At 68.9% G+C, this 26,565-nt stretch carries 22 protein-coding genes; 12 read left to right on the plus strand and 10 right to left on the minus strand.

Annotated elements, in window-relative coordinates; genetic code table 11:
• Positions 1-2: 2 nt before the first annotated feature.
• Positions 3-2,447, minus strand: coding sequence for a DNA gyrase/topoisomerase IV subunit A (locus HMPREF1529_RS13455; RefSeq protein WP_016465211.1), 2,445 nt, complete (start codon positions 2,445-2,447; stop codon positions 3-5).
• 72 nt (positions 2,448-2,519) lie between these two features.
• Here HMPREF1529_RS13455 and HMPREF1529_RS13460 point away from each other — a divergent pair, with 72 nt between their 5' ends.
• Positions 2,520-3,656 carry an alkaline phosphatase family protein gene (locus HMPREF1529_RS13460; RefSeq protein ID WP_016465212.1) on the plus strand — a complete coding sequence of 379 codons (1,137 nt, stop codon included), beginning with the start codon at positions 2,520-2,522 and terminating at the stop codon, positions 3,654-3,656.
• Between the two features lie 30 nt (positions 3,657-3,686).
• Here the strand turns inward: HMPREF1529_RS13460 and sepH are convergent, their stop codons facing one another.
• A complete protein-coding gene (gene sepH, locus HMPREF1529_RS13465) occupies positions 3,687-4,727 on the minus strand; it encodes a septation protein SepH (RefSeq protein ID WP_016465213.1) in 1,041 nt (346 codons plus the stop codon).
• Between the two features lie 247 nt (positions 4,728-4,974).
• Here sepH and HMPREF1529_RS13470 point away from each other — a divergent pair, with 247 nt between their 5' ends.
• Positions 4,975-5,265, plus strand: coding sequence for a DUF4193 domain-containing protein (locus tag HMPREF1529_RS13470; RefSeq protein WP_005049487.1), 291 nt, complete (start codon positions 4,975-4,977; stop codon positions 5,263-5,265).
• Between the two features lie 43 nt (positions 5,266-5,308).
• Here the strand turns inward: HMPREF1529_RS13470 and HMPREF1529_RS13475 are convergent, their stop codons facing one another.
• On the minus strand, positions 5,309-5,785 hold the full coding sequence (locus tag HMPREF1529_RS13475) for a DUF3093 domain-containing protein (RefSeq protein WP_016465214.1): 477 nt from the start codon (positions 5,783-5,785) through the stop codon (positions 5,309-5,311).
• Between the two features lie 12 nt (positions 5,786-5,797).
• Between HMPREF1529_RS13475 and dut the strand changes: the two genes are divergently transcribed.
• The 5 genes from dut to dxs all read left to right on the plus strand — a co-directional run bounded on the left by dut (position 5,798) and on the right by dxs (position 12,689).
• Positions 5,798-6,247, plus strand: a complete 450-nt coding sequence (dut, locus tag HMPREF1529_RS13480; protein WP_198013073.1) for a dUTP diphosphatase — start codon at positions 5,798-5,800, stop codon at positions 6,245-6,247.
• The gene (locus tag HMPREF1529_RS13485; protein ID WP_016465216.1) at positions 6,244-6,828 is read left to right on the plus strand and encodes a DUF3710 domain-containing protein; all 585 of its coding nucleotides are present in this window, start codon (positions 6,244-6,246) and stop codon (positions 6,826-6,828) included. The genes dut and HMPREF1529_RS13485 overlap by 4 nt, the downstream gene beginning before the upstream one ends.
• Entirely contained in the window at positions 6,825-7,583 is a 759-nt protein-coding gene (locus HMPREF1529_RS13490; protein ID WP_016465217.1) for a DUF3159 domain-containing protein, read from the plus strand. Before HMPREF1529_RS13485 ends, HMPREF1529_RS13490 begins: the two co-directional genes overlap by 4 nt.
• A gap of 202 nt (positions 7,584-7,785) precedes the next feature.
• Entirely contained in the window at positions 7,786-10,623 is a 2,838-nt protein-coding gene (locus tag HMPREF1529_RS13495; protein WP_016465218.1) for an aconitate hydratase, read from the plus strand.
• Positions 10,624-10,709: 86 nt separating this feature from the next.
• Entirely contained in the window at positions 10,710-12,689 is a 1,980-nt protein-coding gene (gene dxs, locus HMPREF1529_RS13500) for a 1-deoxy-D-xylulose-5-phosphate synthase (protein WP_016465219.1), read from the plus strand.
• A gap of 6 nt (positions 12,690-12,695) precedes the next feature.
• Here the strand turns inward: dxs and HMPREF1529_RS13505 are convergent, their stop codons facing one another.
• Together HMPREF1529_RS13505 and HMPREF1529_RS13510 are read right to left on the minus strand one after the other, a co-directional pair.
• A complete protein-coding gene (locus HMPREF1529_RS13505; RefSeq protein WP_016465220.1) occupies positions 12,696-13,199 on the minus strand; it encodes a hypothetical protein in 504 nt (167 codons plus the stop codon).
• Entirely contained in the window at positions 13,196-13,876 is a 681-nt protein-coding gene (locus tag HMPREF1529_RS13510; protein WP_016465221.1) for a TetR/AcrR family transcriptional regulator, read from the minus strand. The genes HMPREF1529_RS13505 and HMPREF1529_RS13510 overlap by 4 nt, the downstream gene beginning before the upstream one ends.
• Before the next feature lie 42 nt (positions 13,877-13,918).
• On the opposite strand from HMPREF1529_RS13510, the gene pepN reads away from it, so the two are divergent.
• On the plus strand, positions 13,919-16,432 hold the full coding sequence (pepN, locus tag HMPREF1529_RS13515; RefSeq protein ID WP_016465222.1) for an aminopeptidase N: 2,514 nt from the start codon (positions 13,919-13,921) through the stop codon (positions 16,430-16,432).
• 117 nt (positions 16,433-16,549) lie between these two features.
• Here the strand turns inward: pepN and HMPREF1529_RS13520 are convergent, their stop codons facing one another.
• The 4 genes from HMPREF1529_RS13520 to HMPREF1529_RS13535 form a co-directional block, all read right to left on the minus strand.
• Positions 16,550-18,694, minus strand: coding sequence for a 3-hydroxyacyl-CoA dehydrogenase NAD-binding domain-containing protein (locus tag HMPREF1529_RS13520; protein WP_016465223.1), 2,145 nt, complete (start codon positions 18,692-18,694; stop codon positions 16,550-16,552).
• Positions 18,695-18,707: 13 nt separating this feature from the next.
• Entirely contained in the window at positions 18,708-19,910 is a 1,203-nt protein-coding gene (locus HMPREF1529_RS13525; RefSeq protein ID WP_005049503.1) for a thiolase family protein, read from the minus strand.
• 72 nt (positions 19,911-19,982) lie between these two features.
• Positions 19,983-21,179, minus strand: a complete 1,197-nt coding sequence (locus tag HMPREF1529_RS13530; RefSeq protein WP_016465224.1) for a ribonuclease D — start codon at positions 21,177-21,179, stop codon at positions 19,983-19,985.
• Positions 21,172-21,777, minus strand: a complete 606-nt coding sequence (locus HMPREF1529_RS13535; protein ID WP_016465225.1) for a DUF3000 domain-containing protein — start codon at positions 21,775-21,777, stop codon at positions 21,172-21,174. Before HMPREF1529_RS13535 ends, HMPREF1529_RS13530 begins: the two co-directional genes overlap by 8 nt.
• A 25-nt stretch (positions 21,778-21,802) precedes the next feature.
• On the opposite strand from HMPREF1529_RS13535, the gene HMPREF1529_RS13540 reads away from it, so the two are divergent.
• From HMPREF1529_RS13540 to HMPREF1529_RS13555, 4 genes are all read left to right on the plus strand, one after another.
• A complete protein-coding gene (locus HMPREF1529_RS13540; protein WP_016465226.1) occupies positions 21,803-23,047 on the plus strand; it encodes an alpha/beta hydrolase family protein in 1,245 nt (414 codons plus the stop codon).
• Positions 23,044-24,072, plus strand: a complete 1,029-nt coding sequence (gene zapE, locus HMPREF1529_RS13545; RefSeq protein WP_016465227.1) for a cell division protein ZapE — start codon at positions 23,044-23,046, stop codon at positions 24,070-24,072. The genes HMPREF1529_RS13540 and zapE overlap by 4 nt, the downstream gene beginning before the upstream one ends.
• 191 nt (positions 24,073-24,263) lie before the next feature.
• Positions 24,264-25,535 (plus strand): ammonium transporter, encoded by a 1,272-nt coding sequence (locus HMPREF1529_RS13550; protein WP_016465228.1) that lies wholly within the window; start codon positions 24,264-24,266, stop codon positions 25,533-25,535.
• 91 nt (positions 25,536-25,626) lie between these two features.
• Positions 25,627-26,193, plus strand: a complete 567-nt coding sequence (locus HMPREF1529_RS13555; RefSeq protein WP_005049512.1) for a type II toxin-antitoxin system PemK/MazF family toxin — start codon at positions 25,627-25,629, stop codon at positions 26,191-26,193.
• Between the two features lie 24 nt (positions 26,194-26,217).
• Here the strand turns inward: HMPREF1529_RS13555 and HMPREF1529_RS13560 are convergent, their stop codons facing one another.
• A complete protein-coding gene (locus HMPREF1529_RS13560; RefSeq protein ID WP_005049513.1) occupies positions 26,218-26,565 on the minus strand; it encodes a YnfA family protein in 348 nt (115 codons plus the stop codon).

Raw genomic sequence — 26,565 nt, forward strand, 5'->3', positions numbered from 1 at the left:
CGTCAGGCGATCGCCGCGCCCACGGCAGCGACAACGGCATCCAGCGGGTGACCGGACGCATCCCGCTTCGCGCCCGCGTCCGGCAGCGTGCGCACAGCACCGTCTGCAGCAAGCCCACGGGGCTCTGTACCGACCCAGGCGAGGGTGAGGACGTCCTCGCCCTTCAGGAAGCGCTGGGCGCGCACACCGCCGGTGGCGCGGCCCTTCGGCGGGAACTCCTCGAACAGCGACACCTTCGCGCTGCCCGCGTCGGTTCCGGCGATCGCCTGGGATGAACCGGCGATCGTGACGACCACGGCATCGGCCGGTTCAGTCACCACATTGAAGGCCACGACGGAGGCTCCCGTGCTCAGCCGGACTCCGGCCATGCCCCCCGCCGCGCGGCCCTGCGGTCGCACGCTCGCAGCATCGAAGCGCAGGAGCTGAGCGTCGGAGGCCACGAAGACGAGTTCAGCGCCGTCGGGGGCCACGGCAGCGCCCACCACGAGGTCTCCGTCCTTCAGCGCGATGATCTCGGCCTCGTGCTTTCCGGGCGCGAGCTCCGAGGTCGCAACGCGTTTGACGACTCCCTGTGCGGTGCCGAGCGCGATGACGACGTCACCCAAGGGCACGACGGCCACGACGTGCTCACCCGATCCCAGACCGAGGTACTGATCGGCGCGGGTGCCCGCTGCGAGCTGCACGGCATTGGCCGGCACCGACGGCAGATCGACGGGCGAGAAGCGCACCAGCCGGCCGCGCGTTGTCACTGCACCGAGCTCGCCCCTCGTCGTCGTGTCGACAGCGGACAGGATGCCGTCGTGCTTCGCCCGCCGCGTCGGAGCGACGATCTCGCCGGACTCGCCGAGTTCGGCGCGCACCATCCGCCCGGTCGCGGACAGGAGCACGCGGCAGGGGGAGTCGGCGATCTGCAGGTCTGCCGCTGCGGCGCTGCGTGAGCGCGCTGCGACGGGTCCGCCGTTGAGCAGAAGGGTGCGGCGGGGTGTGCCGAAGGTCTCGGCCGCGGCATCCAGCTCTCGGGCGACGTGCTGCCGGAGGAGCACATCGCTGGCCAGCAGAGCCTGGAGGTCGGCGATCTCCTTCTTGAGCGTGTCCTGCTCGGACTCCAGCTCGATCCGGGAGAAACGCGTGAGACGCCGCAGACGCAACTCCAGGATGTATTCGGCCTGCACCTGCGACAGGTCGAAGACGCTCATGAGCTTCGCTCGCGCCTGCTCGGTGTCGTCGGAGGCGCGGATGACCTGGATGACCTCGTCGATGTCGAGGATCGCGATGAGAAGACCCTCGACGAGGTGGAGGCGTTCCTGCTTGCGCGCGAGGCGGTAGCGGCTGCGGCGCGTCACGACCTGGATACGGTGATCGAGGTACACCCGCAGCAGCGGCTTGAGACCGAGGGTCTGCGGCTGCCCGTCCACGAGGGCGACGTTGTTGATGCCGAAGGAGTCCTCAAGCGGCGTGAGCCGGTAGAGCTGCTCGAGGACGGCTGCGGGATCGAAGCCGGTCTTGATGCCGATGACGAGGCGCAGGCCGTGGTTGCGGTCGGTGAGGTCGTTGACGTCGGCGATGCCCGTGAGCTTCTTGGCGTTGACCGCATCTTTGATCTTCTCGATGACGCGCTCGGCGCCCACCATGTACGGCAGCTCCGTCACGACGATGCCGGTGCGGCGGGGGCCGAGCGACTCGATCGATGTCTTCGCACGCGTGCGGAAGGTTCCGCGTCCGGTCTCGTAAGCCTCGGTGATGCCGTCGAGTCCGACGATGATGCCGCCGCCGGGGAGGTCCGGTCCGGGGACGAACTCCATCAGCTCAGCCGTCGTGGCGTCGGGGTTCTCGAGCAGATGGATCGCGGCGGCGACGACCTCGTTGAGGTTGTGCGGAGCCGTGTTGGTCGCCATGCCCACCGCGATGCCGGAGGCGCCGTTGACGAGCAGGTTGGGGAATGCGGCGGGGAGGACCGCCGGCTGCTGGAACTGCCCGTCGTAGTTCGGGACGAAGTCCACGACGTCCTCGTCGAGGTTCTCCGTGAGGGCGAGGGCGGCGGGAGCGAGGCGCGCCTCCGTGTAACGAGCCGCCGCGGGCCCGTCGTCGAGCGAGCCGAAGTTGCCGTGGCCGTCGACCAGGGGCACGCGCAGCGCGAACGGCTGGGCCAGGCGCACGAGGGCGTCGTAGATCGCCGAGTCGCCGTGCGGGTGCAGCTTTCCCATGACCTCGCCGACGACGCGGGCGCTCTTTACGTGCCCCCGGTCGGGTCGCAGTCCCATGTCCGCCATCTGGAAGAGGATGCGCCGCTGCACCGGCTTGAGACCGTCGCGGGCATCGGGGAGAGCGCGCGAGTAGATGACCGAGTAGGCGTACTCCAGGAACGAGTCCTGCATCTCGGCGGAGACATCGACATCCTCGATGCGGCCGTGGTCTTCAGGAATGGACGCGGTGCGCGAAGCTGCCATGGATCTGCGGTTCCCTCGGTGCTCGGGTGGGCCGGGAAGTGGGGCCGCGCGCCATGTGCGAGACTGGCCCCGATGTCGTTCAGCCTACCCGCGGACCCGCCCACAGCCCGGAGCCTCACCGCCATCGTGCCGCAATTGCTTGCGTCGCTGACGGGCGACGGTGACTGGTTCGCGCCGGCCCGATCGGCGATCCTGATCCTCGTCGACGGTCTCGGTCGCGGGAACCTCACTGCCCGGGCCGGACACGCCCGGTTTCTGACGGGCGCGATGACGAAGAAGGATGCCGCGCGCAGCACTTTTCCGTCGACGACTGCCACGGCCCTCACCGGGCTTCTCACGGCGACCGATGCCGGCACCCACGGGATCGTCGGATACCGCGCCCGTATCCCGGGGACCGACATCGCCCCCAACCAGCTCAAGGGGTGGGAGAGCGACGGACTCGACCCGATGACGTGGCAGCGCTCGGCGCCCCTGCTCGAACGGGAAGCCCACGCCGGACGACCCACCTTCGTGGTCACGAAGGGGCTGTATCGCGACAGCGGCTTCACGCGGGCGATCCAGCGCGGGGCGGAGTTCGTCGCCGCCGCGACGCCGTCCGAGCGTCTCGCCGCTGCCGCGGCGCGCGCGGCCGCGCACCCCGGCGCGCTGGTCTACGTGTACATCCCGGAGCTCGACACCCTCGGACACACCTACGGGTGGGAGTCCCCGCAGTGGCTGCAAGGACTGGAAGAGCTCGACGCGGACCTTCGCCGGTTCGACGCTCTGCTCGCCCCGGGTGTCGGCGCCCTCGTGACGGCCGACCACGGCATGGTCGACGTGCCGGCTCATCGGCAGGTACTGCTGCGGGACGGCGATCCGCTGCTCCAGGGTGTGCGGCTGGTGGCGGGGGAGCATCGAATGCTGCAGCTCTACACGGAGGACGGCGAGTCGCACGCCGTCGCGGAGCGCTGGCGTGAAGCCGAGCAGTCGCGCTCGTGGGTGATGACGCGCGACGAAGCGATCGATGCCGGCCTGTACGGCGCCGCGGTGCACCCCGACGTCCGTCCCCGCATCGGCGACGTGCTCGTCGCGGCCCGCAGCGCGGTGGCCTACTACGACGACCGCCTGGCCGACAAGAAGCCACAGCGGATGATCGGCCAGCACGGATCGTTGACAGATCAGGAACGCATCGTCCCGCTCATCAGACTCGGCGCGCTCGCGACGGGCTGAGCATCCGTCCCGCGCCGACCTCGACGCGACTCACCCGTCTTCGGTGCGCGCTCCGAAGACGATCTCGTCCCACGACGGCATCGAGGTGCGCCCCTTGCGGCGAGACGAATCGCTGATGACGGTGTCTTCCATCGTGGATGCCGAGTCCTCGGCATCCGTCGCCGATTCGTCGTAGCCGGGCTCGAGCGCGTCGAACAGCGCCACGGGGGAGTGGGGACGCTCCGTGGAGGACTCCTCCGCGGGCATGGGCTCACGCTGGCCGCGACGGCGGCGCAGCGCCTCGAGGAGGTCGGCTGTCTCGGCCGATGTGACCGCGTGGTCGGGAGCGCGCTTGATCGCGGCATCCTGAACCGCGGGCGCGACGGGCACGCGCACGTCCGGCCGCGTGATGTCCGCGTCGGGAGCGAGGGAGTCGGCGTCCAGTCGCCGCGGGCCGAACGCGCCGGAGTCGAACCGCGGCGCGTCCTTCAGCGGCGATGCATCCAGCGCGCGCAGGCGGGGGATCAGTCCTTCGGGGAGCGACCCCTGACGAGAGAGCTGGGTCGCATCGGCGTTGAGCGGAGCGAGACTGCTGCGGCGCGGGTCGAAGCCCCACCGTGCGTCGTGGTCGACCTCGTTCGCCGTGAACTCGAGCTTGACGACCCAGCCGTCCTCGTCCTTCCAGCTGGTCCACCGTTCACCGCTCGCGCCCGCTTCGGCGAGCTTCGCCCGCACCGCGACCCCGAACGTCGGCTGCGCCGCGGCATCGAGCTCACCCGCGATCAGCACCGGGACGGCCAGCGCCTGGCCCACGATGTGCTCGCGCTCGGCGAGAACGGGACGCTCGAAGCGCTGCACGTCCTCCAGACGAGCGCCGAGCAGCTCCGCGACCTCCTGCGCCGACAGACCGGAACGGATATGCGCCTGGATGTCGCGAGGGCTCGGCCGCGCCGCACGCGGCTCGTTGTCGCGCTGTGCGCGGCGCAGCTGACTGCGCAGCGTCTCGTCGATCGGCAGCGCGTACCGTTCGCCGGACTCCGTGGCGAGAACGAGGACACCTTCCTCGGTTCCGATCACCTTGAGCTGTTCCATGCGAAACACCCTCCCGTTCCCTGTTCGGGCACGATTCGATTGCCGGGGCCATGCTGTCACAGCACTTCGCCGCACTCGGGAATATCGCGGGCGCGCCGCGAGTTCCATGCGACGCACCCGCCGGAAGCGGGCACGCACACGACGATCATTTGCGAAATCCGAACCCGTCGTGCAAACTATCGCCGCCCCACGTCGGTCCCCCCGGCCGCGAGTCGGCACTTTGGCAACACACCTGGAAGTTGAGAGCATGGCGACCGATTACGACGCCCCCCGTAAGACCGACGACGACAGCGAGTCGATCGAGGCTCTGAAGGAGCGCGTTCCCGACAAGATGTCCGGGGCCGTCGACGTCGAGGATGCCGACAACCCCTCGGGCTTCGAGCTGCCCGGCGCCGACCTCTCCGACCTGGAGCTGGACGTCGTCGTCCTGCCGCCGCAGGAAGACGAGTTCACCTGCGTCGAGTGCTTCCTCGTGAAGCACCGCACCCAGATCGACCACGAGATCGCGGGCGGCGCCGTCTGCATCGAGTGCGCCTGAGAACCCTCGGCCCCGCAGAGCCGATCCCGCTGTCGAGCTGATCTCAGCGCGACTGCGCACGCGTGATCGCGGCGACCACCCGGTCAGGTGTGCGCGTCGCGAACACCCACTCCGTGACGGGGTCGCCGGGATCGAGGACGGGAACGCGGACCACGGGGTCGATCCCGCCGCGGAACATGTGCCATGCCGTCGCGGACAGCTGAGGACCACGCGCGGCGCGCGCCTCGTCTGCCCACAACGGGTCGGCGGTACCCAGCTGATCGACCGGGATATGCGCGCGACCGACTCGCAGCTCGCCGCCTCGCACCTCCACGACCGGAGACGCGAAGACGAGCAGGCAGATCAGGACGGCACCCACGGCGATCCCCGCGGCGAGGGCGATGGTCGGATCCAGCGGGACGAACACCAGCGCGACCATCGGCGCCACCACCGCCGAGCTGAGCAGCGTCCACAGCGACGGACTGAGCCGTTCGCGGTAGCGGACGTCGGAAACGGGAGCGGCTGGAGCGGCGATGTGCATTACCCTCGTGGAGTGATCGAATCCGTGGACGTTCCCATTATCGCGCCGCAGGTTCCCGTCTATGCACATCCCGGCGACGCCGGCGCAGATCTGGTCTCCTCCGAGAGCGTAAGACTCGAACCGGGCGCCCGCGCACTGGTGGGCACGGGCGTGCGGATCGCCCTGCCGGACGGATACGCCGCTTTCGTCGTGCCGCGCAGCGGTCTGGCCGCGAAGCACGGCATCACCATCGTCAATGCGCCCGGAACGATCGACGCGGGCTACCGCGGTGAGATCAAGGTCGCGCTCCTGAACACCGATACGCGCGAGGCGTACGACATCGCCGTGGGCGACCGCATCGCACAGCTCATCGTCATGCCCGTCCCGCGCGTCCACTTCCTCCCCGTCGACGACTTGCCCGACACCGCACGCGGCGAGGGCGGGTTCGGCTCGACGGGCTATCAGACAGGAGTCACCGCATGAGCGATGAACTGCAGCCCACCGGCGCGGGCGACCGCGCTTCGACGGGGCCCTTCGACGAGACGGAGGCGAACCCCGTTCGCCCCTACATCGATCTCGGTGGCATCAAGGTGCTCCCGCGCGAGGGACTGAACCTCCGCCTCGAAGTCGAGGAGCAGACGAAGCGCATCGTCGCGGTCGGGCTCGACTACGCCGATTCGACCCTGCAGGTGCAGCCGTTCGCCGCCCCGCGCTCCAGCGGACTGTGGGAGGAGACCCGCGACCAGATCCGCCAGCAGATCCGCCAGCAGGGCGGGCGCGTGGAGGAGCGCCACGGCCCGCTCGGCGCCGAACTGCTCGCGGAGGTTCCCGTGGTGAGCGGGCCAGACGCGGTGGCCGGCAAGCGCCTGGCACGGTTCGTCGGCGTCGACGGACCCCGCTGGTTCCTGCGCGGGGTGATCGGGGGAGCGGCCACGACCGACGTCGAGGCGGCTGCGCGCGTGGAGGATCTCTTCCGCTCGATCGTCGTGGTGCGCGGCGGTAGCCCCATGCCGCCGCGCGATCTCATCCCGCTGAAGATGCCCGCCGCCCCCGGCACCGCATGAGCTCGCCGGCGCAGGAGCCCGAGGACGCGGCATCCGATCCGCTCACGCCGCCACCACCGTCGGCGTCGGATCTTCTCGGAAGCGCACTCGGCAATGCGGCGCGACGGGCCGGCCTCGATCCGTCCCGACAGTCGCACACTGGACACGTCGTCTGGGCCGCCATGGGCGGCTGGCGGGGGGTGCTGGAGAGCGTGCTGCCCGGACTCGCGTTCGTCGTGCTGTTCACGACCACGGCCGACCTCGCGCTCTCGCTCGCGATCTCCGTGGGCGCAGCGGCGATCTTCACGATCGTCCGTCTCATCCAGCGCTCGCCCGTCAGTGCCGCACTGGGAGGACTCATTGCGACCGGTGTCGCCGCGGTCCTGGCCCTGTGGACCGGGCGAGGACAGGACAACTTCGTTCCCGGCCTGATCACCAACGCGGCCTATGGGACGGCATTCCTCGTCTCGGCGCTGATCGGTTGGTCCCTGATCGGGCTGGCCGTGGGTTTCCTCATGAACGAAGGCACGCGGTGGCGCGTCGATCCGCGCAAGCGCCGTGTGTTCTTCTGGCTCGCGATCGCTTGGGCCGCACTGTTCTACCTGCGCCTCGCGGTGCAGCTGCCCTTCTACTTCGCCGGCGATGTGACGACCCTCGGCACTCTCAAGCTCGTGATGGGCCTGCCGTTGTTCGCCCCGCTCGTCGCCGTCACCTGGCTCGCCGTTCGGGCTGTCTACCCCCGCCCGCACGAGACCGACTCGGCATCCGCGGCGTGATAGATTTATCTTGATATCAAGATAAATTCCTTCGCCCTCGATGCGCCCAGGTCGACATCGCCGGGTAAGGACAACCTCACTAGCCCGCCGCCGCGGCGGCGGGGAAGATGGAGAATCAGGCGACGGCCGTCCATGCCCGACCCTGACCCCGCCGACCGACTGAGCCCGCGGCCTCAGGAACTCCCAACGAAGGAGAGCAGACGTGTCCACTGTTGACAGCTTCGGAGCCAAGAGCACCCTCACGGTCGGTGGCACCGACTACGAGATCTATCGGATCGACACCGTCGCCGGTTATGAGAAGCTCCCGTTCAGCCTGAAGGTGCTCCTCGAGAACCTGCTTCGCACCGAGGACGGCGCGAACGTCACGAAGTCGCAGATCGAGGCCCTCGGCAACTGGGATGCCGACGCCGAGCCCGACACCGAGATCCAGTTCACCCCGGCGCGCGTCGTCATGCAGGACTTCACCGGCGTGCCGTGCATCGTCGACCTCGCCACCATGCGTGAGGCCGTCACGGCCCTCGGCGGCGACCCGGCGAAGATCAACCCGCTGTCGCCGGCGGAGATGGTCATCGACCACTCCGTCATCGCCGACCTGTTCGGCACCGAGAACGCGCTCGAGCGCAACGTCGAGATCGAGTACGAGCGCAACGGCGAGCGTTATCAGTTCCTGCGCTGGGGTCAGACCGCGTTCGACGACTTCAAGGTCGTCCCGCCGGGGACCGGCATCGTGCACCAGGTGAACATCGAACACCTCGCGAAGGTCATCTACGACCGCACCGGCCGCGACGGGGTGCTGCGCGCCTACCCGGACACCTGCGTCGGCACCGACTCGCACACGACCATGGTCAACGGTCTCGGCGTGCTCGGCTGGGGCGTCGGCGGCATCGAGGCCGAGGCCGCGATGCTCGGCCAGCCCGTCTCGATGCTCATCCCGCGCGTCGTCGGCTTCAAGCTGACCGGCGACATCCCCGCCGGCGTGACGGCGACGGACGTCGTGCTCACCATCACCGACATGCTCCGCAAGCACGGCGTCGTCGGCAAGTTCGTCGAGTTCTACGGCGCCGGCGTGGCCTCCGTCCCGCTCGCCAACCGCGCCACCATCGGAAACATGAGCCCGGAGTTCGGCTCCACCGCGGCGATCTTCCCCATCGACGACGTCACGCTGGAATACCTGCGCCTCACGGGACGCGACGAGCAGGCGGTGGCCCTGGTCGAGGCGTACGCCAAGGAGCAGAAGCTCTGGCACGACGCTGACAGCGAGCCGGTCTTCAGCGAGTACATGGAGCTCGACCTCTCGACGGTCGTGCCGTCGATCGCCGGCCCGAAGCGTCCCCAGGACCGCATCCTCCTCAGCGAGGCGAAGACGCAGTTCGAGAAGGACATCGTCAACTACACGACCCCGTCGGTGTCCAACTCGATCGTCGACCTCGACTCGATCCACTCGTTCCCCGCATCCGACCCGGGCTCCACCCCGGGCGAGGAGGAGCCCGCGACGCGCGACGTACGCATCTCCAGCGGGGCGCCGGCCGCGGCATCCAACCCCGTGCCGGTCACGTCACCGGCAGGTGAGTCCTATCTGCTCGACAACGGCGCCGTGACGCTCGCCGCCATCACCTCCTGCACCAACACGTCGAACCCCTCGGTGATGATCGCCGCCGGCCTGCTCGCCCGCAAGGCGCGCAACAAGGGCCTCACGCAGAAGCCGTGGGTCAAGACGACGCTCGGCCCCGGTTCGAAGGTCGTCACCGACTACTACGAGAAGTCCGGCCTCGACAAGGACCTCGAGGGCCTCGGCTTCTACACGGTCGGCTACGGCTGCACCATCTGCATCGGCAACTCGGGACCCCTCATCGAAGAGGTCTCGGCGGCGATCAACGAGAACGATCTCGCCGTCACGGCGGTACTCTCGGGCAACCGCAACTTCGAGGGCCGCATCAGCCCCGACGTGAAGATGAACTACCTCGCCTCGCCGCCCCTCGTCGTCGCGTATGCCCTCGCCGGATCGATGCACTTCGACTTCGAGACCGACCCGCTCGGAAAGGATGCCGAGGGCAACGACGTGTTCCTCAAGGACATCTGGCCCTCGCCGGACGAGGTCCAGGAGGTCATCGACTCGTCGATCTCGCGCGACCAGTTCATCAAGCAGTACGCCACCGTGTTCGACGGTGACGAGCGCTGGACGAGCCTGCCCACCCCCGAGGGCCCCATCTTCGAGTGGGATGCCGACTCCACGTATGTCCGCAAGGCACCGTACTTCGAGGGCATGTCGATGGACCTCACCCCGGTGAGCGACATCCACGGCGCACGGGTGATGGCGACCCTCGGCGACTCGGTCACCACCGACCACATCTCGCCCGCGGGAAACATCAAGGCCGGAACCCCCGCCGCCCAGTACCTCACCGAGCACGGCGTCGCGCAGAAGGACTTCAACTCCTACGGATCGCGCCGCGGCAACCACGAGGTCATGATCCGCGGCACCTTCGCGAACATCCGCCTGAAGAACGAGCTGGTCGCCGCGGTCAACGACGGTCAGATCGTCGAAGGCGGCTTCACCCGCGACTTCACGCAGGAGGGCGGCCCGCAGTCGTACATCTTCGACGCCTGCGAGAACTACCGCGCCGAGGGCACCCCGCTCGTCGTCTTCGGCGGCAAGGAGTACGGCTCGGGATCGTCGCGCGACTGGGCCGCGAAGGGAACGTCGCTGCTGGGCGTCAAGGCCGTCATCACCGAGAGCTTCGAGCGTATCCACCGCTCGAACCTCATCGGCATGGGCGTCGTCCCGTTGCAGTTCCCCGAGGGCCAGAGCTGGGCCTCGCTCGGCCTGGACGGTACCGAGATCGTCTCGATCGAGGGCCTGGAGCAGCTGAACGAAGGGGTCACCCCGAAGACGGTGAAGGTCACCGCGGCACCCAGCGAGTTCTCGCCGGAGGGCAAGGAGACGATCGTCTTCGACGCCAAGGTGCGCATCGACACCCCCGGTGAAGCCGACTACTACCGCAACGGCGGCATCCTGCAGTACGTGCTGCGTTCGCTCGTCTGAGCGCCGGTTATAACGCCCCGGCATCGGTCCCCGCAAGGGGACGCCGATGCCGGGGCGTCGGCGTTGGCGAGACGTAGACTCGGAGGATGAGTCTGCTCGCTTCGATCACGGGTCCGCGCGACCTGGACTCCCTGACCGCCGAGCAGCTCGAGCAGCTCGCGCAGGAGATCCGTGACTTCCTCGTCGAGAACGTCGCGCGCACGGGAGGCCATCTCGGACCGAATCTCGGTGTGGTGGAATTGACCATCGCTCTGCACCGCGTCTTCGACTCACCCAATGATCCCTTCGTGTTCGACACGGGTCACCAGTCGTACGTGCACAAGCTGCTGACCGGGCGTCAGGACTTTCGCGGGCTGCGCTCGCGCGGCGGCCTCGCCGGCTACCCGCAGCGGGCGGAGAGCGTGCACGACGTCGTCGAGTCCTCGCACGCCTCGAGTTCCCTCAGCTGGGCGGACGGCATCTCGCGAGCGTTGACCCGCACCGGACGCAAGGATCACCACGTCGTCGCTGTCGTCGGAGACGGCGCGCTCACCGGCGGGATGACCTGGGAGGCGCTGAACAACATCTCCGACGACAACGATCGCAACCTCGTCATCATCGTCAACGACAACGGGCGCTCCTATGCGCCCACGATCGGCGGCATGGCGCGCTACCTGAACCGGGTGCGCACCACCGAGGGGTACGAGAGCCTGCGCAAGAGCTCGGCATCCTTCTTCCGCCGCCTCGGGCCGATGGGTCGCGCCGTCTACCGCGGTGTACGCGGCGGCACGCATGGATTCCTCTCGCGCTTCTCGAACAACGAGGCGCTGTACTCGAACCTCGACATCAAGTACCTCGGTCCGATCGACGGGCATGATCTCGTCGCGCTGCAGGAGACGTTGCAGCTGGCCAAGGACTACGGTGCCCCGGTGATCGTGCACGTCATCACCGAGAAGGGCCGCGGCTACGAGCCCGCACGCAACGACGAGGCCGATCAGTTCCACGCCGTCGGCAAGATCGACCCGGCGACGGGCGAGCCGCTGGGCTCCTCGGATGCCGTCGCCTGGACCGACGCTTTCGCTGACGCACTCGTGGCGGCGGGGGAGCGACGCGACGATGTCATCGCGATCACGGCGGCGATGCTGCGTCCGACGGGCCTGCAGCCGTTCGCGCAGCGCTTCCCCGATCGCGTCTACGACGTCGGCATCGCCGAGCAGCACGCGGTGGCCTCGGCGGCGGGCCTCGCCTTCGGCGGACTGCACCCGGTGGTCGCGATCTATGCGACGTTCATGAACCGCGCCTTCGACCAGGTGTTGATGGATGTGGCCCTGCATCGCGCGGGCGTGACGTTCGTTCTCGATCGCTCCGGTGTGACCGGACCCGACGGCCCCAGCCACCACGGTGTGTGGGATCTCGCGATGCTGCAGCTGGTGCCCGGCATCCGCATCGCCGCGCCCCGCGACGAGGCGCGGTTGCGGGAGGAGTTCGACGAGGCGATCGCCGTCGATGACGCGCCCACGGTGATCCGCTTCCCGAAGGGCGCCGTCGCGGTGGATCAGCCGGCCCTCAAACGCCTCTCCGACGGTGTCGACGTGCTGTGGCAGGACGGCGCCGAGGATGTTCTGCTCGTCGGCATCGGCCCGATGACGCAGCTCGCGGTGGAGGTCGCCGAGCGCCTCCGTGCCCAGGGGATCGGAGCGACCGTCGTCGACCCGCGCTGGGTCGTGCCCGTGCAGCCCTCGATCGTGAAGCTCGCTGCCGCCCATCGCCTGGTGATCACGATCGAGGACGGCATCCGCGTGGGTGGTGTCGGAACACGCGTGCGTCAGGTGCTGCGCGAGGCGGGCGTGGACACGGCGGTCGACGAGCTCGGCCTGCCCGATGCCTTCATCGATCACGCAAGCCGGGAGCAGATCCTCGAAGACGCCGGCCTGTCGGCCGCGAAGATCGCGCAGGACGTCGTCGCGCAGGTGCTCGGCACCCGCATTCCGATCGCCCGTCCGTCCACCGATACTGGGGCGATCTGGACCGTGCGGGGCGGCGCCGACAGCTCCGAACACGCCGACCACGGCGACGCGCGGGGCTGAACCCCGTCAGCCGCGGAGCGGGCGATCCTCCTCCTCGATCGGGGGATCACGTCGATTCGGCGTTCGGTCGGCCTGCCATCGGCCGTAGACCGTCGCGCCCGCGCACACCGCGATGACAACGCCGACCATCACAGGATCGAGCATCGCCGGTCGCGACATCGCAGTGAAGATGCTCATCACCGCCGCACCGATGGCGATGCCGAAGGCAGCGAACGCACTGAGATGAACCCATCGGCGACGCACGCCGCGAAGCGCATAGCCGACAAGCGCGGCGACGGGCAGTCCCAGGACGGTCACGAAGATCGAGACGACGCCGCCGACAGCGGCGACCCAGCCGGCAGCGTAGACCGCCGCGCCGACGCTTGGCGGGGTGAAGGGCCTCATGCTGGCAAGCGCTGCCCACACGAAAGCAGCGATCGTGAGCAGCGTCACGAACCCGAGCCAGGCGTGCAGCGCACCGCGCCACAGCTGGTCGCGTGTGAACGCGCCCGCTGCCGACGGAGGGTTCACCGCCCGGCCTCGGCGATGAGCTCCAGAAGCTCGCGGACGACGCCGCGCACGATGGGCAATCGTGCAAGCGGCAGCGTCGTCCGCAGCAGCGCCAGGCCGCGATCGAGCAGGCGCCGCGTCCGCTGCTGACCGTCGGAGCGGTCGTAGACCCAGAAGAGCGCCAGCAGGAGATGCCCGAGGAAGAGCACCGTGGGCAGCGCCTGACGGAGATCGCTCGGGACGGTTCCGGAACGTGCGCCGTCCACCGCTTCCCCGAAGAGTGCTTCCGTGATGGCGCGCGCCTGGCCGGACGCCTCGGCGAGCGGGTTGATCTCCGAGCGTGGGGAGACGGCGGCAGAGAGGAACTCCACCGCATGCTCGTGGTACGTCGTCAGCTCGTCGAGCCCGGTGCGGTAGACGATGGCGATGCGTTCGACGAGATCGTCCGTGTCGGCGAGGGTCGGTTCGGCCGCCGCCCGATGGCGGCGTTGCACGTCGAGGTACAGCTCCTGGACCAGGTCGTTCTTGGTGGCGAAGTGGTAGTAGGCGTTACCCACCGACACGCCCGCCTCCTGCGCGATGAGGCGCATGGTCGTCGCTTCGTACCCGCGCTCGCGAAACGAGGTGAGCGCCACCTCGCGCAGCCGGGCACGCGTGCGTTCGCTTTTCGTGGACGCGGGCCCTTCAGAAGTGAACATGTTCGGAAAATATCACAACGTCCGGCGTGACAGCATGGAGCAATGAGTTCCGCCAACCTCACTCGCGAAGAGACGGCGGCTCGCGCCGCCGGCATCCGACTGCACACCGTCGAGGTCGACCTCGACCTGCGTTCAGCCCCGGATGCCGCGGCGACGACATTTCCCACGCGGTCGACGTTCGCGTTCACGGCAGTGACCGACACCACGTGGGTCGACTTCATCGGTGAGAGCGTCATCGAGGTGATCGTCAACGACCGTGCGCAACCGGTCGAGTGGGACGGTGCGCGCATCCGTCTGCGGGGACTCGTGGCCGACGCGACGACGCCGAATGTGGTGCGCATTCACGCGACGGCGCGGTACAGCACGTCCGGTGAGGGTCTGCACCGCTTCCGCGACCCCGTCGATGACGCCACCTATCTGTACACCCAGTACGAGCCTGCCGACTGCCGTCGCGTCTACCCGTGCTTCGAGCAGCCGGACATGAAGGCGCGCTGGCGCTTCACCGTCGCCGCCCCGACGGGCTGGGAGGTGTTGTCCAACGGCGCTGAGACCTCGCGCGACGAGGTCGCCGGGGGAGTGCGCGTGCACTTCACCGAGACGCTGCCGCTGTCGAGCTACATCACCGCCGTCGCCGCGGGTCCCTACCATCGCGTCAACGGCACGCATCGCGGCACGCAGGCCCCCATCGCTCTCGGTGTGCTCTGCCGCGCGTCGCTCGCCGCTCACCTGGACGCCGACGAGATCCTCGACATCACCCGACAGGGGCTGTCGTTCTTCGAGAACGCGTTCGACTTCCCGTACCCCTGGGGGAAGTACGACCAGATCTTCGTCCCCGAGTACAACCTCGGGGCCATGGAGAACCCCGGACTGGTGACCTTCACCGAGGCGTACGTGTTCCGCGGTGCGTCGACGACCGCTCAGCACGAAGCCCGCGCGAACACGATCCTGCACGAGATGGCCCACATGTGGTTCGGCGATCTGGCGACGATGCGGTGGTGGGATGACCTGTGGCTGAAGGAGTCGTTCGCCGACTACATGGGCACGCGTGCTGCCGCGGCCGTGGGGGGCTTCCCGGACGCGTGGGTCAGCTTCGCCACCCGGCGCAAGGGATGGGCATACACGCAGGACCAGCTGCCCACCACGCACCCGATCGTCGCCGATATCCCTGATCTGGAAGCCGCCAAGCTCAACTTCGACGGCATCACGTACGCAAAGGGCGCGTCGGTGCTCAAGCAGCTCGTCGGCTTCGTGGGGGAGGAGGCCTTCTTCCGCGGAGCGCAGCGCTACTTCGCCCGACACGCCTTCGGCAACACGACCCTCCCCGACCTTCTCACGGCTCTCGAGGAGGCGTCGGGGCGTGATCTGGCGGCGTGGAGCGCAGCGTGGCTGCAGACGACCGGTGTCACCGAGCTCAGTGCCGAGCGCACGTCGGACGGCTTGGAGCTGGCCGTCTCGACGGTACGCCCCGACCGGGTGACCGTGGGGCTGTACGGCGACGCGGGCGGGCGTCTCGTGCGCCGCGGCGAGATCGCGACCGATGTCGTCGCACCGCGCACGCCGCTCGAGGGGGCCCGGCGTGATGACGTCGTCCTCGTCGTCCCCAACGACGACGATCGCACCTATGCGAAGGTCCGTCTGGATGCCGCGTCCACCGCGGCCGTCGCCCGCGGTCTGTCGACGATCGACGACGCGCTCGCGCGCGCCGTGATCTGGGCGGCACTGTGGAATGCGACGCGCGACGGCATCCTGCCCGCGCGGCGCTACATCGACATCGTCGCGCGCCATGCGCCGGAGGAGACGGATGCGGCGCTGCTGACGGATGCGACGGCCCGCGCCGCGTTTACGATCGGCCATTTCGCCGCGGATGATGACCGCGCCCCGCTGGCCGCGCAGTGGCTGGACACGGCGTGGAATGCGCTGAGCCACGCGACACCGGGCTCTGACGCTCAGCTCATCTGGGCACGCACGGTGGGCACCGCGGCATCGGTCTGCGGCGACCGCGCCGCCGACCTGCGGGCAGTGCTGTCCGGAGCCATCCCGCCGCCGGCGGGTCCGCCGCTGGACCCCGAGCTCCGCTGGGCGTGGCTCATCGCCCTCGCCACGAGCGGAGACGCCGACGAGGCAGACATCGCACGCGAGCTGCGCACCGATGACACCGCGTCGGGACGCGTGGCCGCGCGGACCGCGCGGACGGCGCACCCCGCGGCCGCCGTGCGCGCCGCGGCATGGGATGCGGCGTGGGAGGACGAGACGCTGACCAACGATCACCTCGATGCCACGATCGCCGGCGTGCGCGCGGGCGGACGCCGTGACCTGGTCGCCGACTTCGACGACGACTACTTCGCACGTATCCTGCCCACCTGGCAGTCACGGTCGATCGAGATCGCCCGTCGCCTGGTGATCGGCCTGTTCCCGGCATCCCCGTCGCTCGACGCCGCCGACGCCTGGTTGCGAGATCACCCGGACGCGCCGGGGGCCCTCCGCCGTCTCGTGATCGAGCAGCGCGACGGCCTCGCCCGCGATCTGCGCGTGCGGGCGGCACAGCCCTCGCGCTGAGCCTGCCCCGGCGTCGCCACCGGACGCGGACATGAAGAACGGAATCGGATGCCGCGAGGTGCGGCATCCGATTCCGTTGCGTTCGTCCGGATCCGTGACGACGGATCCGGCAGTATGTCAGGCGCCGATACCGCGAATCGGCGGGTGGTGGAAGGTGTCGCCGAACGCCCGCTCCGACGCGCCCTCGCGGTCGAGGTAGGGTGAGGCGCCGCCGTCGATGAACGGCCAGCCGGCGCCCAGGATGAGGCACAGGTCGATGTCTTCGACCTCGGGCACGACACCCTCGTCGAGCATCAGCTTGATCTCGGTGGCCAAGCCGTCCTGCACGCGGCGCAGGATCGTGTCGGCGGATGCCGGGGTCGACGCAACATGCCCCTTCAGCGCCTTCTCGGCGGCCTTGGTGAAACCGGTGACCCGTCCGCCCTTGTCCTTCTCGACGACCTCCGGCAGCTCTGCGAGCTGATGGAAGTTCTCGTTCGCGTAGAAGCGGTCGGGGAACGCATGGACCATCGTGTCTTGGACGTGCGCAGCGACCTTCCAGCCGACGAGATCGATCAGCTGGAACGGCCCCATCGGCAGGCCGAGCGGCGCGAACGCCTTCTCGACATCCGCGACGGGAGTGCCCTCATAGACGGCGCGGGCCGCCTCGCCCATGACCTTGGCCAGAAGACGGTTGACGACGAAGCCGGGGGCATCCGCGGTCAGCACCGCGTTCTTGCCGAGGCCCTTCGCCACCACGAAAGCGGTCGACAGCGCGGCATCCGTCGTGTCCGACGTCTTGACGATCTCGATCAGCGGCATGACCGCGACCGGGTTGAAGAAGTGGAATCCGACGAGCCGCTCGGGGTGCGCGAGCTTCGAGCCGATCTCCGCGACCGACAGCGACGAGGTGTTGGTCGCGAGAATCGCATCCTCGGCGACGATCTTCTCGATCTCACCGAAGACGGCCTGCTTGACGCCGACCTCCTCGAAGACGGCCTCGATGACGAAGTCGCAATCGGCGTACAAGCTCTTGTCGGTCGTCCCGGTCACGAGCGCGCGCAGCTTGTTCGCCGCATCGGCATCGAGGCGGCCCTTGGCCTCGAGCTTGCCGATCTCGTCGTGAATGTAGGCGACACCCTTGTCGACGCGAGCCTGATCCAGGTCGGTGATGAGCACCGGCACCTGGAGCTTGCGCACGAACAGCAGGGCGAACTGGCTCGCCATGAGTCCGGCACCGATGATGCCGACCTTCGTGACCTTCTTCGCGAGTGCCTTGTCGGGGGCGCCGACGGGTCGCTTCGCCCGCTTCTGTACGAGGTCGAAAGCGTACATGGATGCCGCGAACTGATCGCCCGTGACGAGATCGGCCAGAGCCTCGTCTTCCCGCGCGAAGCCTTCGGCCTTCGTGCCGCTCTTGGCCTTGTCGAGCAGTTCGAGCGCGGCGTAGGGGGAGCGGGGGACGGTGCCGATCTTGGATTCGAGCATGCCGCGGGCCATCTTGATGGCGATGGGCCACTTGGTGAGGCGCTCGATCTTGCCCGGCTCGTTCTTGCGCTCGACCTTGACGGCGCCCGTGAGCACCGCGTCGGCCCAGGCCAGGGAGCTCTCGAGGTAGGTCGCCGCGGGGAAGATCGCGTCGACGATCCCGTAGTCGAACGCCTGCTGCGGCTTCAGCATGCGGTTCTGCTTGAGCGGGTTGCTGATGACGACCTCGAGCGCGTTCTCGATGCCGATCAGGTTGGGCAGCAGGTACGCGCCACCCCAGCCGGGGATGATGCCCAGGAACACCTCGGGCAGCGCGATCGCGGCTGCCGAGGCATCGACCGTGCGGTACGTCGAGTTCAGCGCGATCTCCAGGCCGCCTCCGAGAGCGAGGCCGTTCACGAAGGCGAAGGAGGGCACCCCGAGATCGCCGAGCGAGCCGAGCACTTTGTGGCCGAGCTGCGCGACCAGTCGGGCGTTGTCCTTCGAGCCCACCCGAGTGATGTCGGAGAGATCGGCGCCGGCGGCGAGGATGTACTGCTTGCCCGTGATGCCGACGGCCTGGATCTCGCCGGCGGCTGCGCGGGCCTTGAGTGCCGCCAGCGTCTCTCCGAGCTGGGTGAGGGTCGCCGGCCCGAGGGTGTTGGGGCGCGTGTGGTCGCGACCGTTGTCAAGCGTGATCAGTGCGAGCACTTTGCCCGAGGGCAACGTGATGTCACGCACGCGCGAGTGGGTCACGACCTCACCGTCTGCGAGTGCGGTGAGCGGGGAGAAGTCGATCTCGTCGTAGTTCGTCATGTCCGTCGTCCTCTCAGCGCTTGCGACCGTTGTAGTGCGGGTTCTCCCAGATGACCGACCCGCCCTGGCCGAGCCCCACGCACATGGCCGTGAGGCCATAGCGGACGTCGGGGCGTTCGGCGAACTGCGCGGCGAGCTGGATCATCAGGCGCACGCCCGACGCGGCCAGCGGGTGGCCGAGGGCGATCGCCCCGCCCCACTGGTTGACGCGCGGGTCGTCGTCGGCGATGCCGAAGTGATCCAGAAGCGAGATGACCTGCACCGCGAAGGCCTCGTTGAGCTCGAACAGCCCGATGTCGGCGATGGTCAGACCCGCCTTCTTGAGCGCCTTCTCGGTGGAGGGGATCGGGCCGATGCCCATGATCTCCGGTTGCACTCCGGCGAAGGCGAACGAGACCATGCGCATCTTCGGGGTGAGACCGAGTTCCTTGACGGCGCCGCCCCCGGCGAGCAGCGACATCGTCGCCCCGTCCGTGAGCGGTGAGGACGTGCCGGCGGTGACCCGCCCGTGGGGACGGAACGGGGTCTTCAACGCGGCGAGGTCTTCCATCGTGGTCTGCGGGCGACGGCCCTCGTCCTCCGTCGCCAGGCCCCAGCTGCCCTCGGCATCCTTCACCGCGACGGGCACCAGATCGGGCTGGAACTTGCCGGCCTCGTATGCGGCCTGCGCCTTGTGCTGGCTGAGCATGCCGAAGCGGTCGGAGCGCTCCTTGGTGAGCTGCGGGAACCGGTCGAAGATTCTCTCGGCCGTCACGCCCATGTTCAGCGCACCCGGGTCGACCATCCTCTCGGCCACGAACCGCGGGTTGGGGTCGGCGTTTCCGCCGATGGGGTAGTGGCCCATGTGCTCGACACCGCCGGCGAGGGCGACGTCGTACATGCCGGCGCTGATCGAGGCGCCCATCATGGCGACGCTCGTCATGGCGCCGGCGCACATCCGGTCGATCGCGAAGCCCGGCACGGTCTGCGGAAGGCCTGCGAGGATGGCCACGGAGCGCCCGAGCGTGAGGCCTTGTTCGCCCGTCTGACTCGTCGCGGCGATCGCGACGTCGTCGACCCGGTCGGCGGGAACCGCGGTGTTCCGCGCCATCAGTCCGATCGTCGCCTTCACGGCGAGGTCGTCCGCGCGGGTGTTCCAGTACATGCCCTTCTCGCCGGCGCGACCGAACGGGGTGCGCATTCCATCGACGAAGTAGACGTCCGAGAGCTCGGCCACACTGCCTCCAAGGGTTGAGATTCAGTCCAGCGTACGGTGAAACTCAGTCTCACGGAAACGCTTGGAACGATTCTACGACGCGAGGTCGGAGGCAGCCTCGGTGGTCTGCACGGATTCGACAAACGCGCCGGCGATGACCCTCGCCGTCGTCTCGATCTGCCACGGACGCGCGCCATGGGCCGCGAGCGCTTCGCCGATGGATGCCGCATCGATCTCGGCCGGGGGAGCCCACGCGACCCGCCGCAGGGTGTCGGGGGTCAGAAGGTTCTCCGTCGGCATCCGCAGGTCGACGGCAAGCTGTTCCACGAGCGGGCGCGCCGCCTTCAGCCGGAGGTCCGCCGCCGGGTTGCGCTCCGCCCATGCCCGCGGAGGCGGCATTCCATCGCCGGAGGCGCGCTCCGCGGGCAACGCGGGATCGGCGCGGCCGGCCTCGATCGCGGCCCACCACCGGTCGAGCTGACTGCGGCTCGCGCGGCCAGTGAAGTCCTTGACGCGCGCCAGATCCTGCTTCGTCTTGGGGTCGGCGATGACGACGGCCACCAGAGCGCGATCGGGAACGAGTCGACCGGGCGAGGTGTCCTGCTCACGCGCGTACTCCTCGCGGGCGATCCAGAGGGCTCGCGCGATCGCCAGCGCTCGGCGACCGCGGACGGTGTGCAGACCGCTGAGGCGCCGCCAGGGCTCCTCGCGAGCGGGCTTCACGGGCCGCGTACGCACCGTCTCGAACTCCTGAGCCGCGATGTCGGTCTTTCCCTGCTCCTCGAGCTCGTCGCGCAGCACCTCGAAGACATCCACGAGGTGCAGCACATCCAGCGCGGCGTACTCGAGCCAGGGCTGAGGCAGCGGACGCGTCGACCAATCCGCCGCGGAATGCGCCTTCGCGAGGGTGATTCCCAACGTGTCCTCGACGACCGCGCCGAGGCCCACGCGCTCATGCCCGAGAAGACGGGCGGCGAGTTCGGTGTCGAAGATCTGAGGCGGCTCGAGGTTCTCCTCCCGAAGGGAGGGCAGGTCCTGGCTGGCGGCGTGGAGGATCCAGGTGATGTCTCCGATCGCCTCTTGCAGCGGCGACAGATCGCCCACCGCAGGAGGGTCGACGAGGAAGACGCCGGCACCGCGCCGGTACACCTGGATGAGATACGCCCGCTGCGAGTAGCGGAAGCCTGATGCGCGCTCCACGTCGACGGCCACCGGGCCGGTGCCCGCGGCGAGCGCGTCGGCGGCGGCGGCGAGGCCGGCGGCATCCGTGATGACGTCGTACTCAGCCACGCGTTCCCCTTCCTGATGCACCCCGCTGCGAGCCGAACACGGCGATGCCCTCTGATCCCGGCGGCAATCCCGCCAACATGCACACGAGCTCCGCCCACGCCTCGATGTGGGCCATCAGGTCACCGGCGGGCGTCCAGGACGACCGCAATTCGATCTGCGCCCCGTCGCCCTCGGCGGCGAGCGAACCGAACCCCTTCGACAGGGTCTTGGTCGCCGTACCGGACTCCGAATGGAAGGCCGCGCCGCGCGCCTCGAGCGCATCGACGAGCCACGACCAGGCAACGTCCGCGAGCAGCGGGTCGACGCCGATCTCGGCTTCGAGTGGAGCTTGCGCAAAACACACGATACGCCACGGCCCACCCCATGCGTCCGGTTCGGCAGGGTCGTGCATGAGGACGAAGCGCCCGGTGCCGTAGGGCGAATCCAGCCCGTCCGCATCCGGACGGACGTCACCCGCGAAGGCGATCGCCTCCGGGGCGAGACTCGTCGGAGCGGCGATCTCGCGCACGGAGAAGTCAGACCGGAAAGTCAGGGACCGCAGCTGCTCTGCGGCGCGTGCGAAGGCCGGTGTCTCAGCGGCGGGACGGGTGTCATCCACGGTCACAGACTAGGATGGGCCCACGATGAAGGCACCCAGGCGCGCCGCCCTCGGCGCCTTACGAATCGGCGCTCCGGCCACCCTGCGGATGCTAGCCCTCTCCCTCGCTGCAGCCCTGTTCGCGACGGCCGCGATGGCTTTCGCCGTCGCACTGCGCATGGCACGGCGAGTGGTCACCCCGTCACGGCGCGTCCCCGACACGCGCATCGTCGACATCGACGTGCCCGCGCAGACGATCACGCTGGCGCGCACGCCCGACACGGTGCTGCCCGGACGCTACGGCCTGTTCACGACCGGCTCCGCCGATTATCTCAAGGTGGGCTCGGTGCTGGCCAGCGACGGCGACACCGTCAAGCGGAAGCTGCTCACGCAGGTCGGCGGTCAGTCGAGCCTCGATGCCGACGCGGCGTTCAGCGGCTGGTACTACCAGCGCCCGGAGGAACTGCATCTGCCGTTCACGCGCGAGCACGTGCCGGCGGCGATCGGCGCCTGCCCGGCGTGGCTGTTCCCGGCAGAGCCGTCGAGCGACCTCGACGACGAGACCTGGGTCATCCAGATCCATGGACGCGGCACGACGCGTGCCGAATGCCTGCGTGCCGTGCCGGTGTTCCATGCTCTGGGCATCACGTCGCTCGTCGTGTCGTACCGCAACGACGGCGACGCTCCGCGCAGCCGTGCCGGAGCCTACGCGCTCGGCGCGACCGAGTGGCGCGATGTGGATGCCGCCGTCAGCTGGGCTCTGCGACACGGCGCCCGCCGCATCGTGCTCATGGGCTGGTCGATGGGCGGCGCGATCGCGCTGCAGACGTCGCTCGGCTCCGCGCACCGAGAGCAGATCGTCGGCGTCATCCTCGATTCGCCGGTGGTGGACTGGCGCACCGTCCTCTCCTATCAGGCCAAGGCGTTGCACGTGCCCGCGCCCGTCACCGATCTGGCGATGGGAGCACTGCGCACGGGATGGGCGGCGCCCGCGATCGGCGCCGACGGAGCGATTCCGCTCGACCGACTCGACATCGTGGCGCGTGCCGCAGAACTGCGCCATCCCGTGCTCATCCTGCACAGCGATGACGACGGGTTCGTCCCATCCAGCGCCTCGCACCGCCTGGCCGATGCCCGACCCGACCTGGTCGAGTTGCAGGTGTTCCGCACGGCGCGTCACACGAAGCTCTGGAACTACGACCAGCAGCGCTGGACCGACGCGATCGGCGACTGGCTGCGCACACACGATCTGGTGCCCGCGCCGGCGCCGGTCGACGAGGGAGAACGATGACATCCACCGGCTCCGGCACGATCCGCCTCGTCGATCGCCAGCCGGCGGTGTCCGGTGCCGAGATGGTCGCCGCGCTGGTACCGCCGCCGCAGTTCGACGGCGCCACCTTCGACACGTATCGCGCCGACCCGGCGTTTCCTTCGCAGCAGGAGGCGAAGGAGCGACTCATCTCGTTCAGCCTGGGCGGAGGACCGGCAGAACGCGGAGGACTCTTCCGTCGTGCGAAGAAGGTCCCGGAGATGAAGCCGGGCGTGTATCTCGACGGCGGTTTCGGCGTCGGCAAGACCCACCTGCTGGCGGCGATCTACCATGCGATGCCGGCGCGGCGGAAGTACTTCGGGTCGTTCATCGAGTACACCGCACTGGTCGGAGCACTCGGGTACCAGAAGACGGTCGAGCTCTTCCGCGGTGCGGACCTGCTGTGCATCGACGAGTTCGAGCTCGACGATCCGGGCGACACGATGGTGATGACGCGGCTGCTGGGGGAGCTGGTCCCGACCGGCACACGGCTCGCGGCGACGTCGAACACGCCGCCCAATGCGCTCGGCGAAGGGCGGTTCGCCGCGCAGGACTTCCTTCGCGAGATCCACGCCATGGCGTCGAGCTTCGAGACCATCCGCATCGACGGCACCGATTACCGTCAGCGCGCCCTCGACGGGCACGCCGAGGTGTGGGACGACGATGCCTATCGCGCGGCGATCGATGCCGCCGCGGCATCCGGTGTCGTCTCGGACGACGCCTTCGCCGAACTGATCCGCCATCTCGCGACGGTGCATCCGTCGCGCTACGTGCGGCTGATCGAGAACCTGTCGACGATCGGCCTACGCGATGTCGTCACGCTGCAGGACCAGTCCGCGGCGCTGCGATTCGTCGCCTTCGTGGACCGGGCGTACGACGCGCAGATTCCCGTGCGCGCGACCGGTCGACCGCTCGACGAGGTCTTCGGCGAGGAGATGCTCGCGGGCGGCTACCGCAAGAAGTACCTGCGAGCGATCTCCCGCCTGAATGCACTCACGCATTCCTGACCGCTCTCACGGGCGACGGATGCCGCGCCGAAACGTGATGTTTACCTGGGCGCGTCGGCCGTAACGAGCGCGAAACACGACGCGGGTACCGGCGGTAACCGCGTACCGCAACACTGAGTGCGCTGGGACGTCCCGACCCCGAAACCGCGACGCCCCGGTCCGAGTTACACAACACATCAGTGAGGACCTTCATGGACAGCGGAAATCTCGCTTGGTATATCGCCGCTACGGCTCTCGTGCTCTTTATGACGCCGGGCGTGGCTTTCTTCTACGGCGGCCTCGTCAAGGCGAAGAGCGTCATCAGCATGATGATGATGAGCTTCGGCGCGATGGGTCTCGTCGCGGTGCTCTGGATCCTCTACGGATACAACATGCAGACCGCCGACTGGTGGGGCGGCATCCTGGGCAACCCCTTCTCCGACTTCGGCCTCGGCGCGATGGCGACCGGTGAGAACGCGACCGTGAACCTCACGGCCGTCGCCTACGGCGCCACCTTCGCCATCATCACCGTGGCCCTCATCTCCGGCGCCATCGCCGACCGCGCCCGCTTCGGCTCGTGGATGATCTTCGCGTTCTTCTTCGCGACGATCGACTACTTCGCCGTCGCCGGCTGGGTGTGGAACACCAACGGCTGGATCTTCAACCTCGGCACCACGCTGGGCTTCTCGACCGAGGTGATCGACTACGCCGGTGGAACCGCTGTCCACATCAACGCCGGTGCCGCCGCCCTCGCTCTCGCGCTGGTGCTCGGCAAGCGCGTCGGCTTCCAGAAGGGCATCCACAAGCCGCACAACGTGCCGCTGGTGATGCTGGGAGCTGCGATCCTGTGGTTCGGCTGGTTCGGCTTCAACGCCGGCGCCGCGGCCTTCTACGCTGCCCCCGAGGGCACCTCGGGGGATATCCTCTCCGGCATCGCCGGGGTCGGATCGCCTGCCGGCCTCATCGTCCTGAACACGCTGGGCGCGACCGCTGCCGCCATCCTCGGTTGGGCGATCGTCGAGAAGCTGAAGGACGGAAAGCCGACCGCCGTGGGCGCCGCCTCGGGTGCCGTCGCGGGTCTCGTCGCCATCACGCCCTCCTGCGCCAACCTGGCACCGGGCTGGTCGCTGCTGCTCGGTGTCATCGCCGGCGCGGTGTGCGCCCTCGCGGTGGAGCTCAAGTGGCGTCTCGGCTTCGACGACTCGCTCGACGTCGTGGGCGTCCACCTCGTCGGTGGTCTGATCGGAACGCTGTACCTCGGCTTCTTCGCCACGGGCACGGGCCTGTTCCTCGGCGGCAACGCCGACCAGCTGATCCTCCAGGCGATCGCTGCCGTCACCGTGCTGGTGTTCTCCTTCGTGGTCGCCTACGTGCTCGGCTTCATCATCGAGAAGACGATCGGCTTCCGCGTCAAGAACGAGGACGAGATCGCCGGCATCGACACCGTCGTGCACGGTGAAGAGGGCTACGCGCTCGTCGACTGACACGAATCCCTCGAAGGGGCGTCGGATCTCACGATCCGGCGCCCCTTCGGCGTGTGCGAACACATCCGACAGCGATTGGTAGCGTGAAGCCATGGCATCTCGCGACGGACGCGGCACTCTGACATCGCTCGTCCGGGGGATTCTCGGCCTCTTCGGTGGCCGCTCCCGCCCCTCGGCGCCCGCGAGGACGCCGGGGCCGTCGCGGCCCACCGCCCCCACGACGCTCAGCCCCGGTCAGGACGGACAGACGGCGACACGCGAGGTCCGCCCGCCGGCGCGTGGCGGTCTGACGATCAGATACGCCCCACAGCGTGACGGGGCTCCGGATGCCGGGGAGGTCGTGTGGACCTGGGTGCCGTACGAGGAGAACGACGGGCGCGGCAAGGACCGCCCCGTCCTGGTGATCGGCCACGACGGCGCCGACCGGGTGTTCGCGGTGCGTTTGACCAGCAAGGCCCACGACGGCGACCGTGATTACCTCTCCATCGGCACCGGGGCGTGGGACTCGCAGGGCCGGCCGTCGTGGGTCGATATCGAGCAGCTCTACAGCGTGCACGTGCGCGGGATGCGACGCGAGGCCGCAGCCCTGGACCGTCGACGGTTCGCGGGGGTCGCCGCGGCACTTCAGGGTCGCTACGGCTGGCTGAGCGAGGTCTGAGCGGCCCGGCGCACCCGGTGCCGGCTACTCCGCCCCGCGCTGGAGTGCGGGGGCGAAGATGATGATCGCGGCTCCGAGGAGCGCCACAGCCGAGCCGATGTAGTCCCAGAGCGTGGGTTTGAAGCCGTCGATGACGATTCCCCAGGCAAGGGAGCCGGCGACGAAGACTCCACCGTACGCCGCGAGCACACGCCCGAAGTGTGCGTCGGGCTGGAAAGCCGCGACGAACCCGTAGCCGCCGAGGGCGATCACCCCGAGCACGGCGAACAGCCACCCCCGGTTCTCACGGACCGACTGCCAAATGAGCCAGGCCCCGCCGATCTCGGCGATCGCCGCGAGCACGAACAGGATGATGATCCGCGCGGTGGTCAT

This window comes from Microbacterium sp. oral taxon 186 str. F0373, from assembly GCF_000411455.1.
Taxonomy (GTDB): Bacteria; Actinomycetota; Actinomycetes; order Actinomycetales; family Microbacteriaceae; genus Microbacterium.